The sequence below is a fragment of the Eubacterium aggregans genome (assembly GCF_900107815.1).
Classification (GTDB): Bacteria; Bacillota; Clostridia; order Eubacteriales; family Eubacteriaceae; genus Eubacterium_O; species Eubacterium_O aggregans.
The window spans coordinates 115872-133124 of sequence record NZ_FNRK01000008.1 but is presented as its reverse complement, the minus strand read 5'-3'; the positions used below and the strand labels follow the sequence as shown (position 1 = coordinate 133124).

General features: G+C 50.6%; 10 protein-coding genes. 1 reads left to right on the top strand and 9 read right to left on the bottom strand.

The window, feature by feature from the left end:
- The 8 genes from BLW33_RS06405 to BLW33_RS06370 all read right to left on the bottom strand — a co-directional run.
- The coding region (locus BLW33_RS06405) for a GTP-binding protein (protein ID WP_143032596.1) at nt 1-428 on the bottom strand (428 nt) is incomplete at its 3' end.
- 69 nt (nt 429-497) lie between these two features.
- Nucleotides 498-2573, bottom strand: coding sequence for an elongation factor G (fusA, locus tag BLW33_RS06400; protein WP_090306579.1), 2076 nt, complete (start codon nt 2571-2573; stop codon nt 498-500).
- Between the two features lie 15 nt (nt 2574-2588).
- On the bottom strand, nt 2589-3059 hold the full coding sequence (gene rpsG, locus BLW33_RS06395) for a 30S ribosomal protein S7 (protein ID WP_090246803.1): 471 nt from the start codon (nt 3057-3059) through the stop codon (nt 2589-2591).
- Between the two features lie 96 nt (nt 3060-3155).
- On the bottom strand, nt 3156-3530 hold the full coding sequence (rpsL, locus tag BLW33_RS06390) for a 30S ribosomal protein S12 (RefSeq protein WP_090246801.1): 375 nt from the start codon (nt 3528-3530) through the stop codon (nt 3156-3158).
- A gap of 54 nt (nt 3531-3584) precedes the next feature.
- Nucleotides 3585-3824, bottom strand: a complete 240-nt coding sequence (locus BLW33_RS06385; protein ID WP_090306576.1) for a ribosomal L7Ae/L30e/S12e/Gadd45 family protein — start codon at nt 3822-3824, stop codon at nt 3585-3587.
- Nucleotides 3825-3916: 92 nt separating this feature from the next.
- Nucleotides 3917-7687 carry a DNA-directed RNA polymerase subunit beta' gene (gene rpoC, locus BLW33_RS06380; RefSeq protein WP_090306573.1) on the bottom strand — a complete coding sequence of 1257 codons (3771 nt, stop codon included), beginning with the start codon at nt 7685-7687 and terminating at the stop codon, nt 3917-3919.
- Between the two features lie 24 nt (nt 7688-7711).
- Nucleotides 7712-11410 carry a DNA-directed RNA polymerase subunit beta gene (gene rpoB / locus BLW33_RS06375; RefSeq protein ID WP_090306597.1) on the bottom strand — a complete coding sequence of 1233 codons (3699 nt, stop codon included), beginning with the start codon at nt 11408-11410 and terminating at the stop codon, nt 7712-7714.
- A 334-nt stretch (nt 11411-11744) separates the two neighbouring features.
- Nucleotides 11745-13334 (bottom strand): ClC family H(+)/Cl(-) exchange transporter, encoded by a 1590-nt coding sequence (locus BLW33_RS06370; protein WP_090306570.1) that lies wholly within the window; start codon nt 13332-13334, stop codon nt 11745-11747.
- Between the two features lie 166 nt (nt 13335-13500).
- On the opposite strand from BLW33_RS06370, the gene BLW33_RS06365 reads away from it, so the two are divergent.
- Entirely contained in the window at nt 13501-15366 is a 1866-nt protein-coding gene (locus BLW33_RS06365; RefSeq protein WP_090306567.1) for a sensor domain-containing diguanylate cyclase, read from the top strand.
- 9 nt (nt 15367-15375) lie between these two features.
- Here BLW33_RS06365 and BLW33_RS06360 read toward each other — a convergent pair whose 3' ends face one another.
- Nucleotides 15376-17241 (bottom strand): carbohydrate-binding domain-containing protein, encoded by a 1866-nt coding sequence (locus BLW33_RS06360; RefSeq protein WP_090306565.1) that lies wholly within the window; start codon nt 17239-17241, stop codon nt 15376-15378.
- Between the last annotated feature and the right edge of the window lie 12 nt (nt 17242-17253).

The window sequence follows — 17253 nt, the reverse complement described above, 5'->3', positions numbered from 1 at the left end:
TCCACCATGTCGGCTTTGTTTAAGAAGACGATGATGTAAGGCACACCAACCTGACGGGACAGGAGGATATGTTCACGGGTCTGAGGCATGGGGCCATCAGCAGCGGAAACAACCAGGATCGCACCGTCCATCTGAGCCGCACCAGTGATCATGTTTTTGACGTAGTCGGCATGGCCCGGGCAGTCCACATGAGCGTAGTGACGTTCAGGGGTTTCATATTCCACGTGAGCGGTGGAGATAGTGATCCCACGTTCTCTTTCTTCGGGAGCCTTATCGATGTTTTCGAAGGCAACCGCTTCACCAGAACCGTAACGCTTGTTTAATACGGAGGTGATTGCTGCGGTCAGAGTGGTTTTACCGTGGTCAACGTGACCAATGGTACCAATGTTAACATGGGGTTTGGATCTTTCAAATTTTGCTTTTGCCATTTGATTTTTCTCCTTTAGTAAATTTTCGTATCTGTTATCCAGACTTATGTTTAAGGAAAGGGTAAAGCCTTATTTGGCTTTACCTTCCATAATTTTTTCTGCAACGCTCTTAGGCACTGCTTCATAGTGGGAGAACTGCATGGTGTAGACACCACGTCCCTGGGTCTTACTTCTCAAAGAAGTGGCATACCCAAACATTTCGGACAGCGGTACCATCCCATTAATAACCTGGGCACCCGCACGCATTTCCATCCCTTCAACACGGCCACGACGGGAGTTGATATCCCCCATAACATCGCCCATGTATTCTTCAGGAATAACAACTTCCAGTTTGAACACCGGTTCCATAATCACAGGATCTGCTTTACGCATCCCATTTTTGAAAGCCATGGACCCTGCGACCTTAAAGGCCATTTCAGAGGAGTCGACATCATGGTAAGAACCATCGTAGACAGAAGCCTTGACATCCAGAACCGGATACCCGGCCAGGACACCATTTTGCATGGCTTCCGCAATCCCCTGCTGGATTGGATTGATATATTCCTTAGGAATGGAACCACCCACTGTCTTATTTTCAAAGACAAAGCCAGAGCCGGCTTCCAGGGGTTCCAAGGTGATCAGGCAGTGACCATACTGACCACGACCACCGGACTGACGGGCAAATTTCCCTTCAGCATCCACAGTCTTGGTGATGGTTTCTTTATAAGCAACCTGAGGCTGACCGATATTGGCTTCAACCTTAAATTCACGCAGCATCCGGTCGATAATGATATCGAGGTGAAGCTCACCCATCCCAGAAATAATGGTCTGGCCGGTTTCTTCATCAGTATGCGTACGGAAGGTCGGATCTTCTTCTGCCAGCTTCTGCAGGGCAACGGTCATTTTTTCCTGACCGGCCTTGGTCTTCGGTTCGATGGCAACATCGATAACCGGTTCCGGGAAAACCATGGATTCCAGCACGATGGGATGATCCATATCGCACAGAGTATCCCCAGTGGTGGTATCCTTCAAGCCAACGGCAGCAACGATATCACCGGTATAAACCTTGGTAATTTCTTCGCGGTGATTGGCATGCATCTGCAGGATACGTCCCAGACGTTCACGCTTGCCCTTGGATGAGTTGCTGACATAGGAGCCAGCTTCTGCTGTCCCGGAGTACACACGCATAAAGGCCAGCTTCCCAACATAGGGGTCTGTCATAATCTTGAAGGCTAAAGCGGAGAATGGGGCATCATCACTTGCGATACGTTCATCCTCTTCGTCAGTCTTTGGATTGGTTCCTTTAATCGCGGCAACATCCAGGGGTGATGGCATATAATCCACCACGGCATCCAACATCATCTGGACCCCTTTGTTCTTGTAAGAAGAACCACAGGTGACGGCAACCATTTCAACATTACAGGTCCCTTTACGGATGGCGGCTTTGATTTCTTCTTCAGTAACCGCTTCACCTTCCAGGTATTTTTCCATGATGGTTTCATCCACTTCGGACAGGGCTTCGAGCATCTTATCGCGGTACTCTTCAGCTTCGGCCTGCATATGTTCAGGGATATCGGTGATTTCGAAATCTTCACCTAAATCATCCTTGTAGATTTCAGCCTTCATGGTGACCAGGTCGATGATGCCGATAAAGTCTGCTTCCTTACCGATGGGTAATTGAATACAGACCGGGTGGGCACCCAGACGATCCCGGATCATATCCACTGCGTGGTAAAAATCGGCTCCGGTAATATCCATTTTATTGATATAGACCATACGCGGAACATTGTACTGGTCCGCCTGACGCCAAACGGTTTCGGATTGGGGTTCAACACCACCCTTTGCGCAGAAGACGGCAACGGAGCCATCTAACACACGCAAAGAACGTTCCACTTCCACCGTGAAGTCCACATGGCCAGGGGTATCGATGATATTGATTCGGTTCCCCTTCCAGTGACAGGTCGTCGCTGCGGAAGTAATGGTGATCCCACGTTCCTGTTCCTGTTCCATCCAGTCCATCTGGGCGCCACCGTCATGGGTTTCGCCAATTTTATGGATCTTACCAGAATAGAAAAGGATACGTTCGGTGGTGGTCGTCTTCCCAGCATCGATATGCGCCATGATCCCGATATTTCTTGTATTTTCTAAGCTATATTCTCTAGGCACAAATAACTCCTTGTACTACCAACGATAGTGTGCGAACGCCTTGTTGGCTTCCGCCATTGCGTGGGTATCTTCCTTCTTCTTCACGGCGCCGCCACTATTATTGATGGCATCCATGATTTCCCCAGCGAGACGGTCCTTCATGGTTCTTTCGGAACGCTTGCGGGTGAAGGTGACCAGCCATCTCAGGGCCAGTGCTTGCTTACGGTCCGCACGAATTTCGATTGGCACCTGATAGGTGGCACCACCGACACGTCTTGCTTTAACTTCTAACACCGGTGTGATGTTTGCCAGAGCTTCCTGGAATGCTTCCAGGGCATCTTTACCGGTTTTTTCACTTACTTTTGCGAATGCGTCATAGACGATTCTTTGAGCTACTCCCTTTTTACCATCCAGCATGATGTTATTGATCAACTTGGTGACCACAACATCGCCGTAAATTGGATCGGGGAGAACTTCTCTCTTTGGAACAGGTCCTTTTCTAGGCACTTTCTTCCCTCCTTAACATTAAATGTTCATCGGTACTCGACTATACGGTCGTTGTGCTATTCATACGCGATCTATTTCTAGATGCAGTACGATGCACTACTTCTTAGGCTTCTTAGCCCCGTATTTGGATCGAGCTTGCTTACGGTCTTCGACGCCTGCGGTATCTAAGGCACCACGGATAATCTTATAACGAACCCCTGGTAAATCCTTAACACGACCACCCTTAACAAGAACAATACTATGTTCCTGCAGGTTGTGACCGATACCTGGGATATAAGCCGTGACTTCCATACCGTTGACCAATTTAACCCTGGCAATCTTTCTCAGGGCTGAGTTTGGTTTTTTAGGTGTCGATGTTCTGACTGCTGTACAAACACCACGTTTCTGAGGGTTTTGTTTCAGAGCCGGCGTTTTGGTTTTTAATTCCGCACGCTTTCTTCCTTGCTTAACAAGCTGATTAATGGTAGGCATTCAGTGCTGCACCTCCTTTTTATTATTTATTAACAATCCCATTGGGATGATTAATCATTTGAGTAACGCGACCACTGCCGCATCCCGTTCGATGCCGCTCTCTTTACCGAGAGCATGCTTACTCCTGCAGGTAATGACGGGGACATCAGCCGTCCCACAGGCTTTGATGATTTTCTCTTTTAATGGCTCATCGGTATCTTCAGCCAGCACGACCTTAATCACACATCCGGTCTCCAACTGTTTCAACGTTTGCTTCATTCCGATGACCTTCGGTAATTCTTTAAACTCAGTCATGTGAAACATCCTCCACTTACACCATTAAATAAGCATACTTGATTAGTATACACATCAAATGTAAAACTGTCAAGCGGTAAATCGTTCAATTTCTACTCATCAAGATCGATGACCGCATTGACATCTTCTTCTGGTTCAGAATCTTCCCCATCTGCCTCAACAGACAGAAAATCCATATCGAACATATCAAAGGCAGCGGAGAGCACATCATCCTTTTCCAGGGAGCGCATTTCCTCTTCAACCACCTTTTCCATAATGGTATTATCGTCAATGAGCACATCGTCTAAGTTGACGGATTCGCCATCACCGAGGTCATCGATGACGACCTCCTCTTCTTCGATTTCTTCGTAATAATCATCCTCTGGCTCTTCCCGGTCGTATTCCAGGGCCAGGTTGCTATACTGAGGCACCCCGGTACCGGCTGGAACTAACTGGCCGATGATGACATTTTCCTTCAGTCCCATCAGTGGGTCCACCTTGCCCTTAATGGCAGCATCGGTGAGTACCCGAGTGGTTTCCTGGAAGGATGCGGCAGACAAGAAGGAATCCGTGGCCAGGGAGGCCTTGGTAATCCCCATCAAATCCCGAATCATCACCGCAGGTTTCAGACCCATATCCATGGCTAACTCGTTGGCTTCGATCACCTGGAAGATATCCATTACCGCACCGGTGATTAAGCCGGTATCTCCAGCATCTTCGATTTTGACCTTACGCAACATCTGACGGACAATGAGCTCGATATGCTTGTCGCTGATATGTACCCCTTGAAGCCGATAAACCTTCTGGACTTCCGACAGCAGGTAGTGCTGGACGGCTTCCACACCCTGGATATCCAAAATATCGTGGGGATTGATGGACCCTTCAGTCAGGGGCTCGCCAGCTTCCACATGATCACCTGGCAGTACCCGCAGGCGTGAGCCATAAGGAATCAGGTAAGTTTTGGAAGACATATCTTCGCCAATCACAACGGCTTCAGTTTTCTTGCCCTCATTGATTTCAACCCGGCCGGCGATTTCAGAAATAATCGCCTGCCCCTTTGGCTTCCGGGCTTCGAAAAGTTCTTCGACACGGGGGAGCCCCTGGGTGATATCGTCAGCGGAGGCAACCCCACCGGTATGGAAGGTACGCATGGTCAGCTGAGTCCCCGGTTCCCCGATGGACTGGGCTGCAATGGTCCCAACGGCTTCGCCGATTTCCACCGGCTTCCAAGTCGTCATATCCACACCGTAGCACTTCCGACAAACCCCATGTTTTGCCTTACAGTTAAGCACCGAGCGAATCAGTACCCGTTCGATCCCTGCCTTTTCAATGGCATCAGCCACTTCACTGGAAATAACCTGATCCTTTTCCACCAGGATTTCCCCGGTTTCCGGATGCATGACATCCTCAAAGGCATAACGACCAGCCAAGCGTTCCCCCAGCTGTTCAATGACTTCGTTCTTCTGCTTAATGGCGGTTACTTCGTAGCCATCAGGTGTTCCACAATCTTCTTCCCGGACGATGACATCCTGGGATACATCCACCAGACGCCGTGTCAGATACCCGGAGTCAGCGGTCCGCAGGGCGGTATCTGCCAACCCTTTACGCGCACCATGGGTGGAGGAGAAGAATTCCATAACGTCCAGCCCCTCACGGAAGTTGGAACGGATTGGCAGTTCAATAACCCGGCCGGTGGTATTGGTCATCAATCCTCGCATCCCCGCCAGCTGACGGATCTGGTTCTTGGAACCACGGGCCCCGGAATCGGCCATCATGTTAATAGGGTTCAGGCGATCCAGATGGTCTAACAACGCATCGGTAACTTCATCGGTGGCATCATTCCAAATCGCCACAACATTTTGATACCGTTCTTCTTCTGAAATCAAGCCACGCCGGAAGAGTTTTAAGTTGGCTTCAACCTTTTTATCTGCTTCCGCCAGGATTTTTTCCTTGCCTCCAGGCACCTGCATATCCGAAACCCCAACAGTAATGGCGGCACGGGTAGAGAAAGCATACCCCAGGCGTTTGATTTCATCCAGGGTTTCAGAGGTCAACGTTGGACCATGGACCTTAAAGCACTTATCCACAATCTGGGTCAGAACCTTTTTATCCACCTGCATATCGACTTCCAGCTTGAACATGTCATCCACGGTTTCCCGTTTGACAAAGCCCATATCCTGGGGCAGAATCTGGTTGAATAAGAATCGGCCCACGGTGCTTTCTACCAATCGGGTTTCCATCACACCGTCAATTTCTTTGGTCATGCGGACCTTAACCATGGCGTGGAGATCCACGGTCCGGTTAAAGTAAGCCATTTCCATTTCGTCCTGATCCATAAAGACCGAACCCGTTCCCTTGGCATCTTCACGATACAAGGTCATGTAATAGGTCCCAAGAATCATATCCTGGGAGGGTACGACTACCGGGGTCCCATCCTGGGGTTTTAAGATATTGTTGCAGGCCATCATCAAGAAGCGGGCTTCTGCCTGGGCTTCCATAGACAGCGGGACATGGACGGCCATCTGGTCCCCATCGAAGTCAGCATTGTAAGCGGTACATGCCAGGGGGTGGAGCTTAATGGCCCGGCCTTCAACCAATACTGGTTCAAAGGCCTGAATCCCCAAGCGGTGAAGGGTGGGGGCACGGTTTAAGAGCACCGGGTGCTCGTGGATGACGTCTTCCAGCACATCCCAAATAATGGGATCCAGCTTTTCGACCATCTTCTTGGCACTCTTAATGTTCTGGCTCAGCTGACGGGATACCAGCTCCCGCATAACAAAGGGCTTAAACAGCTCGATGGCCATTTCCTTGGGCAGCCCACATTGGTACATTTTAAGTTCAGGACCAACCACAATAACGGAACGGCCAGAGTAGTCCACTCGCTTCCCTAAGAGGTTCTGACGGAAACGGCCCTGTTTCCCTTTAAGCATATCGGAAAGGGATTTGAAGGGACGATTCCCAGGCCCTGTCACAGCCCGGCCACGGCGGCCATTATCGATCAGGGCATCCACCGCTTCCTGGAGCATCCGTTTTTCATTCTGCACAATAATATCTGGAGCATCCAGTTCCAGCAGCTTATTCAACCGATTGTTCCGGTTGATCACCCGGCGATACAGGTCGTTTAAGTCTGAGGTGGCAAATCGGCCCCCATCCAGCTGAACCATCGGGCGCAGCTCCGGCGGAATAACAGGAATGGTTTCCAGAATCATCCATTCCGGCTTATTGTGGGAGGTTCTGAAGGCCTCAATAGCTTCTAAGCGGCGGGCGATACGGATTCGTTTCTGCCCGGAGCTGTCAGCCAGCTCTTCCTTCAAGACTTCCGCATCCTGGTCCAGGTCGACCATACATAGCAGCTCCTGAATGGCTTCAGCCCCAATGCCAGCGGAAAAACGTCCGCCGTATTCTTCCTTGGCTTCCCGGTACTCCCGTTCAGAGAGGACCTGCTTGTAAGCCAGGGGAGTATCCCCCGGATCTGTAACCACATAGGAAGCAAAGTAAATAATTTTTTCTAAATTTCGGGGTGACATTTCAAGGATGAGGCCCATTCGACTGGGAATCCCCTTGAAATACCAAATATGGGAAACCGGTGCCGCCAATTCAATATGGCCCATGCGCTCACGACGGACCTTTGCCCGGGTGACCTCAACACCGCAATTTTCACAGACGATGCCCTTATGGCGGATGCGCTTATATTTCCCACAGTTACATTCCCAATCCTTGGTGGGTCCGAAGATTTTTTCACAAAACAAACCTTCTTTTTCAGGCTTGAGGGTACGATAGTTGATAGTTTCAGGCTTCTTAACCTCTCCCCTTGACCATTCTCTGATTTTCTCAGGGGAAGCCAAACCTATCTGTAAGGATTTGAAGATGATTTCATCATTCATTAAGTGAATTGCTCCTTTCGGTTCCTACAACAGAGAATCTTCACTGTCAATATCTTCAGCATCGATAATCTGGATCATATCTTCATCTTCGTCGTATTCGGCTTCGTCAAAGAATTTCACATCCTGGACATCATCCAGAATATCCTCGGTTACCGGGTCCTCAAGGACGGTTTCCGATTCATCGATATAATCCGTATCCAGCACTTCGATTTTTTCTTCGTCGTTGTAGATGGTGACATCCAGACCTAAACTCTGGAATTCCTTCATCAGGACCTTAAAGGCCTCTGGAATCCCCGGCTTCGGAATATTTTCACCCTTAACAATGGCTTCGTAAGCCTTCACACGGCCCACCACATCATCGGATTTGATGGTCTGGATTTCCTGGAGGGTATGAGCGGCGCCATAGGCTTCCAGGGCCCACACTTCCATTTCCCCGAAACGCTGGCCGCCGAATTGGGCTTTCCCGCCCAAGGGTTGCTGGGTTACCAGGGAATACGGTCCCGTGGAACGGGCATGCATCTTATCGTCAACCAGATGATGGAGTTTTAAGTAGTACATATAGCCAACGGTAACCCGGTTGTCAAAGGGCTCACCCGTCCGGCCATCGTACAGCTGAATCTTCCCATCCCGGGGCAGTTCTGCCTTTTCCAGGAGGTCTTCGATATCCTCTTCATTGGCCGGGTCAAAAACGGGTGTGGCAATATGCCAGCCCAATTCCTTCAGGGCCATCCCAAGATGAACTTCCAGCACCTGGCCGATGTTCATACGAGAGGGCACCCCAAGGGGATTCAGTACGATATCCAGGGGTGTGCCATCGGGTAAGAAGGGCATATCCTCCTGGGGAAGGATTCGGGAGATAACCCCCTTGTTCCCATGACGGCCAGCCATTTTATCCCCAACGGAGATTTTCCGCTTCTTGGCAATATAAACCCGAACCATGGTGTTGACACCCGGTTTTAAATCCTCGTCCTTATTGGCACGGGAGAAGACCTTGACATCCACCACGATCCCGGATTCCCCATGGGGAACCTTCAGGGAGGTATCCCGGATTTCCCGGGCCTTTTCGCCGAAGATGGCCCGGAGAAGTTTTTCTTCTGCGGACAGGTCGGTTTCCCCCTTGGGGGTTACTTTCCCTACCAGAATATCCTCGGACTTCACTTCTGCCCCGACAAACACAATGCCGCGTTCATCCAGATTCTTCAGGGCATCCTCCCCGACGTTGGGGATATCCCGGGTGATTTCTTCGGGTCCCAGTTTGGTTTCCCGGGCTTCACATTCAAATTCCTCAATGTGGATGGAGGTGTATTTGTCTTCCTTCACCAGGTTTTCATTGAGAAGGACCGCATCTTCGTAGTTGTACCCTTCCCAGGTCATAAAGCCGATTAAGGCATTGCGCCCCAGGGCCAACTCGCCCATTTCAGTGGCTGGGCCATCGGCGATGATTTCCCCGGCATCCACATGCTGCCCCTTATCCACCAGGGGCTTCTGGTTAAAGCAGTTCCCTTGGTTAGAGCGTTTGAATTTGAGGAGGTGGTGTTTTTCCAGGCTGCCGTCTGCATCCACCCGAATTCGGATTTCGTCTGCAGAAACATATTCTACGGTCCCGGCGTGTTCTGCTATGGCGCAGACACCAGAGTCCTTAGCGGCCTTGTGTTCCATCCCGGTCCCCACCACAGGGGCCTTTGGAATGAGCAGCGGCACAGCCTGACGCTGCATGTTGGCTCCCATAAGGGCACGGTTGGCATCATCGTTTTCCAGGAAAGGAATCAGAGAGGTCGCCACCGAAACCACCTGTTTCGGGGAAACGTCCATATAATCCACTTCGTCTGGTGCCATCATCACGAACTCACGGGTCATCCCCGCACGGCCAGTGATGTGCTCATGCACAAAATGACCATTATCATCCAAGGGTTCATTGGCCTGGGCAATGGCGAATTCGCCTTCTTCATCCGCAGCCAAATAATGGAATTCATCGGTAACGATCCCATTTTTCACCTGACGATAGGGGGTTTCGATAAACCCATATTCGTTCACCCGGGCAAAGGTCGCCAAAGAACCGATGAGTCCGATATTCGGACCTTCAGGGGTTTCAATTGGACACATTCTGCCGTAGTGGCTATGGTGAACGTCACGAACCTCAAAGCCGGCGCGTTCACGGGAGAGCCCACCAGGCCCCAGGGCCGATAAACGCCGCTTATGAGTCAGCTCAGACAGCGGGTTATTCTGGTCCATAAACTGGGATAACTGGGAGCTTCCAAAGAACTCCTTCAAGGCCGCATTCACCGGACGGGTGTTAATGAGGCTCTGGGGTGTCAGGATTTCATCGTCCTGAACTGACATCCGTTCCCGAACCACCCGTTCCATCCGAGAGAGGCCGATACGGAACTGGTTCTGGAGCAGTTCACCCACGCTTCTCAAACGACGGTTCCCCAGGTGGTCGATATCGTCAATGCTGCCAATATCATAATCCAGACCCAGGAAGTAAGACACCGTGGCAAAGAGATCGGCATGGAGGATATGCTTGGGCAGCAGCTCGTCCATCCGCTTCTTCATGGCCTTGTGCTTTTCTTCATCGGTCATGTCAGATTCTAAAATTTCATCCAACACTTCTTTGTACACCAGCTCATGGATGTCCAGATCACTGATATCAAAGGGGATGTCCTGCTTGTGAATATCCACAAAGCCATTTCCGATAATCCGAATCTGTTTGTCCTCGCCGTTGTGGTTGACCAAAACATCCACCACATTGATACCGGCATTCTGGATTTCCCAGGCCGTTTCCCGGTCGATCTTCTGCCCTGCTTCGGCTAAAACCTCACCGGTTTCAGGGTTGATTACATCCTCCGCAATCACCTGACCCGTCAGGCGGCGGGCCAGGGCCAGCTTCTTATTATATTTATAACGTCCTACCTTTGCCAAATCGTAGCGGCGGTCATCAAAGAACATGGAATTCAGCAGGGATTCTGCACTTTCCACGGTTGGTGGCTCACCGGGACGCAGACGCTTGTAAATTTCAAGGAGTCCATCGGTTGTGGAATTATTATCGTTGGCAATATCCTTCTGGATGGTTTCCAGAAGACGATAGTCCTCCCCGAAGACATCTAAAATCTCTTCGTTGGTGCCCAGTCCAAAAGCCCGCAGCAGTGCCGTTAAGGGCAGCTTCCGGGTCCGGTCAATTTTCACATAGACGATATCGTTGGAATCCGATTCATACTCCAGCCATGCCCCACGGTTTGGGATGACCTGGGCCGAATACAGTTTTTTCCCCAGCTTATCCCGGGTCAGGGTGTAATAAGCACCTGGTGAACGGACCAACTGGCTGACGATAACACGTTCCGCCCCATTGACAATAAAGGTCCCGGTGTCCGTCATCTTATGCAGGTCAGCCATATAGACCTTCTGCTCCTTGACCTCATTCTTTTCTTTATTAATCAGGCGAACCCTTACCCGCAGCGGGACATAGTAAGTCTGATCACGTTCTTTACACTCTTCAATGGTGTACTTGGGGTCTCCCTCGATGGAATAATCGACGAACTGCAGCACCAGATTTCCGGTATAATCCGAAATCTCGTGGACATCGTCAAAAACTTCCTGAAGCCCCTTTTCGATGAACCATTTATAGGAGTCCAACTGGACTTCCAATAAATTGGGCATCTCCAAAACCTCTTTGATTTTGGAAAAACTCTGTCTGGTCCGCAAGCCGTATTGCACGGGATGAGTCATTACCATAAAATTTTTCTCCTACCAAATGAATTTATATGCCAAAGTGACAATCTGTCTTTTTCCTTGCATTTACCATGAAATGTGCTACACTATAGCCTAAGGAAGTGGAAACCTGCAAAGGTTCCAGACAGCGAAAAAACAAAGGTTCCAATGAACTTCCAACCTTTGATCAGTCGGAAACACGCATCCCATTACTCGTTCAACCCACCTTTGATCAGCGAGTCCGCGTGCCATTGCAGCCTTTTTCATACGAAATTCTTCTATTGCAATTTATTATTAAAACACATCTTTTTGCTAATGTCAAGAAAAAAGCATCTTCTTAACCAAATTTCTTTTATTCATCCGCATTTAACCGCTCCTCACACAACCGAATCAACGCCCCCTTTACCTCCCGGAAATGGTCCGCATCCGCAATAAGGGTCAGGCGATCCCGGGCTTGCACGACGGTGCTGCCATTGGGGATGAATTCGTGGTCCTCCCGGATGATCCCCACCACCAAACAGCTTTCGGGCCAAAGGATTTCTGAAATGGCGCTGCCATCTAAAACCGATCCGCTACCCACCGTTCGTACAATAATGGTTTTTTCGTCGGAACCCTCTTCTTCTTGTATATCCTCCGGGGCATTCTTTGCCAATATCTTTTTAAGGAGGGCATCGTAAAGGGGCTCTGATCCCATAAACTGGATGGTAATCTCTGCGGCAATGACCACCAACGCCAGGGAAATCATATGGCTAAAGGAACCGGTGAGTTCGCTGGCCAGCACAATAGCGGTCAGCGGTGCCCGGACCACAGCGGTGAAGAAGCCAGCCATGGCTAAAATGATAAAATTATTCACGAGACCGGGGTCCATTCCCAGACCTATAACGGCCAGCTGCCCGCAGAATCCACCAATATAAGCGCCAATAACCAGCATCGGAGCCAGGGACCCCCCCGGAGCACCAGAACCAAAGCTCATCATCGAGAAGAGAAATTTAACCACCAGGAGCAGGCAGACCATCTGAAAACCAACTTCCCCGGCACTCAGGGCATCCAGCATGAGATGACCATCCCCCAACACCTGGGGCAGCACGAATCCCAGTGCACCAGCGACCAAAAATGGAATCATTGGGCGAAACCGTGGGGCGATAAAAGTCAGGCGATCATAAATCTTTCCGGTAACGGCCATGCTTTTATTGAAAAAGGCTCCTGCCAGACCGATGATGATGCCAAAGAGTAAGAGAATCCAATAATCTTTCAATGGGAGGGCCTGGGTCACCGGGATGTGGAAAACCGGGGACATACCAAAGAAAAGTTTGGAAACAAAATCCGCCACAACCGCCGCTGTCATCGCAGAGAAAAGAATGATGACGGAGTAGCTTTTATGAACCTCCTCCAGGGCGAACATCACCCCGGCCAAGGGGCAGTTAAAGGCCGCGGCCAGCCCAGCGCTGGCACCGCAGGTAATAAGATACCGTTCCTCCATATTCCCCCGCCCCATGACCCGGGAATACCCTTTGCCACTCATAGCCCCCAGCTGTACCGAAGGACCCTCTCGCCCCAGGGAAAGGCCGCCGATAATACAAAGGAGGCTGCCAGCCAGCTTTCCAACAATAACCCGCCACCAGGGCATATCGAAGTACCCCTTGAGCTCCCCCTCTACCTGGGGAATGCCGGAACCTGTGATGAAAGGCTCCCATTTCATGAGGACCGAGACCGCCAGGGCCAATACCAACAGAAATCCAAAAAACGCAAAAACGAGACCAGTTCGATCATCGGCAGCATCCAGGATGTAAGCATGGAGGTTAAAGGACCAGGCCATGGCAAAGCGATAGGCTACGGCCACCAGTCCAGCGGCCAGGCCAACAAGCGCAGCTTCTCCCACGAGTATATAACGCAGGTTTTGTCGTTTTTCCAGTATTCCTTTGACATCCCATTGATTCTTCATTATCAACATCCTTTATCTCTAAGATGACTTTAGTGTACCACGAATTCCATTGAAACAAAAGGAATTCAGGGGATATTACGATTGTATTCTTTCGTAAAAGCGTCTATAATGAAATAAAAACCCCAGGTGCCGATCTGCCTCTTCGGGGAAAGGATGTCTATTAATCATGGCCTTCAATCGATTTTATAAAAACTACACTGCAAAATTTATCTCCGCACTCTTCATTTTATTCATTCTCGCCACACAAATCGTTCTGATTAATCGTACAACGACCAGTATCGAAACTGCCATCAAAGCAGATTTGAGCAAGGAATCCTATCAGAGTCTTTCCATTGTAGAAGCCCGACTCAGCGGCCGCTATTATATGCTTCGCTCCCTGTCAGACTACCTTCGCCACAACCCTGACGCTTTAGATGACGAAGATACCTTAAAGGGTATGATGGCCTCTATCCGGGATACCGGAGATTTTACTTCAGTCGGTTTTGCCGATGCCTCGGGGGATGCCTTATTAGCCCGGAGTAATACCGCCAATATCGCAGATCGTACCTATTTCAAACAAAGCATTTCCGGAAAAGAGGCCATTGAGCTGATTTCCAATTCTCGTATTTCCCAAGAGCCTCGGATTATTATTTCCGTTCCTGTACAAAGTGATGCCATCGGCTCCATCGTCCTCTTTGCCAGCTTTTCCATGGATGCTTTTGGACAGGCCTTCAATATTTCTGGTCAAAATGTAGATGGAACTGCTTTTATCTGTACCCAAGATCTTGCCTTGGTGACAAACCTCAGCACCGAGACCCATTATCAGCTCACCGCCATGTCAGACATCACCCTCACCGAGGATAATCAGGCACAATTGACGGCGGATATGGCTGCCCGCGTGGGCAATACCCTGGATTGTAAGTACAATGGCTCTTCCGCTTATCTTTCTTATGTCCCCATGACCATTAACAACTGGGTTTTCTTTACCCTCATCCCTAAAGAAGATTTGGCGACTGCTGCCTTTTCTTTCCAGCCACTCCTTTATATTCTCTTGGGTGTCATCACCGTTGCAGCAACGCTTCTTGTGCTTTTTTTTCTACATCGAGAAATTCAGACACGTCGGGAGCTTGAAGCCGATCGGACAAAGCTGGCGATGAAGGAAGAACAATACCGCCTTATTAGCAATCTCTCCGAAACCATTCTTTTTGAAGCAGATCCCAAGACGGGTGCCTTCCGCTTTAACGATCAATTTGAAACGGTATTCCATCGCTCCCCCGAGGCCACGACCATTGATTTCTTCTCCACCCCTCAAGCCATTGTTGCGTCTGATGACATGGATGCTTTTTTAAATATCGGTCGCAACATGAAGCTGGGCACCCCCCACTACAATACTTCCTTCCGATTATTGGACCATGAGGGAACCCCCACCTGGATGGACTTTGAATTCATTACGCTTTCTGACGACCATAATGTTCCCCAACGTATTATTGGGCGGATGAACAATATTGACAAGGAAAAGCGGGAACTTTTAGATCTGAATTCCAAGGCTTATAAGGATGGTCTGACCCAGGCCTTTAACCGCCAGGGCTTCCTGCGCATGGTATCGGATGTTTTTGAACAATCCAGCGATACACAATACCATGCCCTTATGCTCCTGGATTTAGATGACTTTAAACACATCAATGACACCTACGGCCATGATCGCGGAGATATCGTTCTCCAATCTGTGGCCGCTACCCTCATGGACTGTTTACGGTCCTCGGATATCACCGGACGCCTGGGGGGCGATGAATTCATCGCCCTTGTCAAGGATATCCGTTCCTGTGAAGACTTTCTTCCCATTGCGGAGAAAATCTGTACCCGTATCGCAGCCCTTCCATCCAACGCTTCTGGCACTGAGCAGGTCTCCTGCAGCCTTGGCATCGCCCTTTACCCCACGGATGGCACCCATTTTTCACAGCTGTATAAAGCTGCGGATATTGCCCTCTATGAGGCAAAGCATGAGGGAAAAGCCACGTATGTCTTTTATGACAGAACCCTTCAGTCCAGCTAAACAAGTGTTTTATCGCCTGCCGGGGCCGCCCTGTCCGGGGCCCTGGCCGCCCATACCATTCGTAATGGTGGTGGCACCGGATTCATTAAGGCCGGTGAGGGTGCTGTTTAAGGTAAAGGACACCACGGCAGTGCCACCGGAATAGCTGCCCCCCTGAACCAGGGTACTGGTGACGCTGCCAGTATCACGCCCTCCGGTGGACAGGATATAACTGCCCCCTGTGGCCAGGTCCGGCACGCTAATGCTAATGGTACTAAAGGCCTTACCAGGGGTATAGCTCACAATGCTTTTCCCCGAGGCATCGCTGATATTGACCAAGGTCCCTGCTGCCTGGGTGCTGCTAAAGGTCATGGCAACAGTCCTTACAGTGGAACCCTCCGATGGGAATTGGGCCATACCGGAGCTTCCGGCAGTAATGAGCACGCCCCCGGTAACTTCACAAGTCCCGTCATAATCCAGGGCGCCGTTTCCGCTGTCCGCGGGGCCATCCACCAGGGTAATGCCGCCGCTGATGGCAATGGAGCCATTGGCATCCAGGCCATCTCCACCGGCATTGACGGTGGTGGTCCCCCCGGTGATGGTCAGTTGATTACTGCCCCCGGTTTCGTTGAAATTCCCGGCCCCTGGCCGTTCCTCTGAAGTACTGCTGCCATCTCCCCCAGCCACATTGATACCGTCATCGCTGGCCACCACACTAATGATCCCGCCGGCGATGGTCACATCGGCACTTTCCAGACCCTCGTAGGATTTGGTAATATTGATGGTGCCGTCATTAATGGTGAGGGTGGTATCGGCGTGGATGCCATCATCTCCGGAAGCGGCGGTAATCTCCCCACTATTAATGGTAATGGTGTTATTGGCATGGAGGGCATCGTCCTTGGTGTCCAGCTTAAAGGTCCCGCCATTCACCATAATCTGGCCCGTCGATTTCAGGCCTTTATAGCTCCCGGTATCCGAGGAATCGGTATCTGATGTGGACTGGGAGGCCCCGGGGCGCATTTGGGTATCGGTCTTCGTCAGGGCATTGGCACTGCCGCCCCCGGTGATGATGGTATAGGTTCCGCCGCCCACGGTCAGGTCCGTGACAGCCTGGACGCCATCAGCCCCTGCCGTAATGGTATAGGTCCCCCCATTTAAGGTGACGGCCCCCTTGGTGGTGTCCGTGTCGTTGGTGGCCTTAATGCCATCCCCGCCAGCATTGATGGTCAAGGTGACGCCCTCTATCTGGGTGAGATCCTTCCCGATGATACCATCGTCTGCGGCGGTAATGTCGAAGGTCCCCTCTACAATGAGGAGATCATCCTTTCCCTTAATGGCATCTCCAGCGTTTCCGATAACTTTCAGGGACCCCGTACCGTTAAAGACCAAATTGTCCTTGGAGAAAATGGTGGCATCCGGTTCCTGATTAGCGGTATCCGTATAGGTGTAGGTATTGCCGTCCGTCAGGGTGTTAGTGGTACCAGGCTCCAGTGAAATCATGGCTTTTCCGGCATTCTTCACATAAATGGGGGCACTGTTTGCACTGGTGATGGTGGCCCCGTTTAAGACCACCCGTACGGTGCCATCGGTGCTGGAATCCACCACCAGGCTGCCATCGCTGATGCTGCCGGAGACCACATAGGTCCCGGCACTGCTGATGGTGACCACACCGCCGCTGACGGCGGCCCCCTCTCCCTCTACCGTGGCCGTACTACTCCCTAAGGTAATGGTGGTATAGGCGCCACTTCGCCAATCCGTATAGGCGTTATCCCCAGCGATGCTTGAGTTGGTCGTTTCTGCCGTTTTCTTGGCGCATCCGGCAAATAAAAGGATTAGGGCCACGGTTAGAAACAGTCCGATACTGAGGAAGAAGCTGTACTTTTTATTCATACTCATGATATTCCTCTC

Bases quoted from the DNA above. Each gene is read 5' to 3' on its own strand.
- rpsL (WP_090246801.1), bottom strand. From the start codon at position 3,530: ATGCCTACCATTAATCAGCTTGTTAAGCAAGGAAGAAAGCGTGCGGAA.
- BLW33_RS06385 (WP_090306576.1), bottom strand. From the start codon at position 3,824: ATGACTGAGTTTAAAGAATTACCGAAGGTCATCGGAATGAAGCAAACG.
- rpoC (WP_090306573.1), bottom strand. From the start codon at position 7,687: ATGAATGATGAAATCATCTTCAAATCCTTACAGATAGGTTTGGCTTCC.
- rpoB (WP_090306597.1), bottom strand. From the start codon at position 11,410: ATGACTCATCCCGTGCAATACGGCTTGCGGACCAGACAGAGTTTTTCC.
- BLW33_RS06370 (WP_090306570.1), bottom strand. From the start codon at position 13,334: ATGAAGAATCAATGGGATGTCAAAGGAATACTGGAAAAACGACAAAAC.
- BLW33_RS06365 (WP_090306567.1), top strand. From the start codon at position 13,501: ATGGCCTTCAATCGATTTTATAAAAACTACACTGCAAAATTTATCTCC.
- BLW33_RS06360 (WP_090306565.1), bottom strand. From the start codon at position 17,241: ATGAGTATGAATAAAAAGTACAGCTTCTTCCTCAGTATCGGACTGTTT.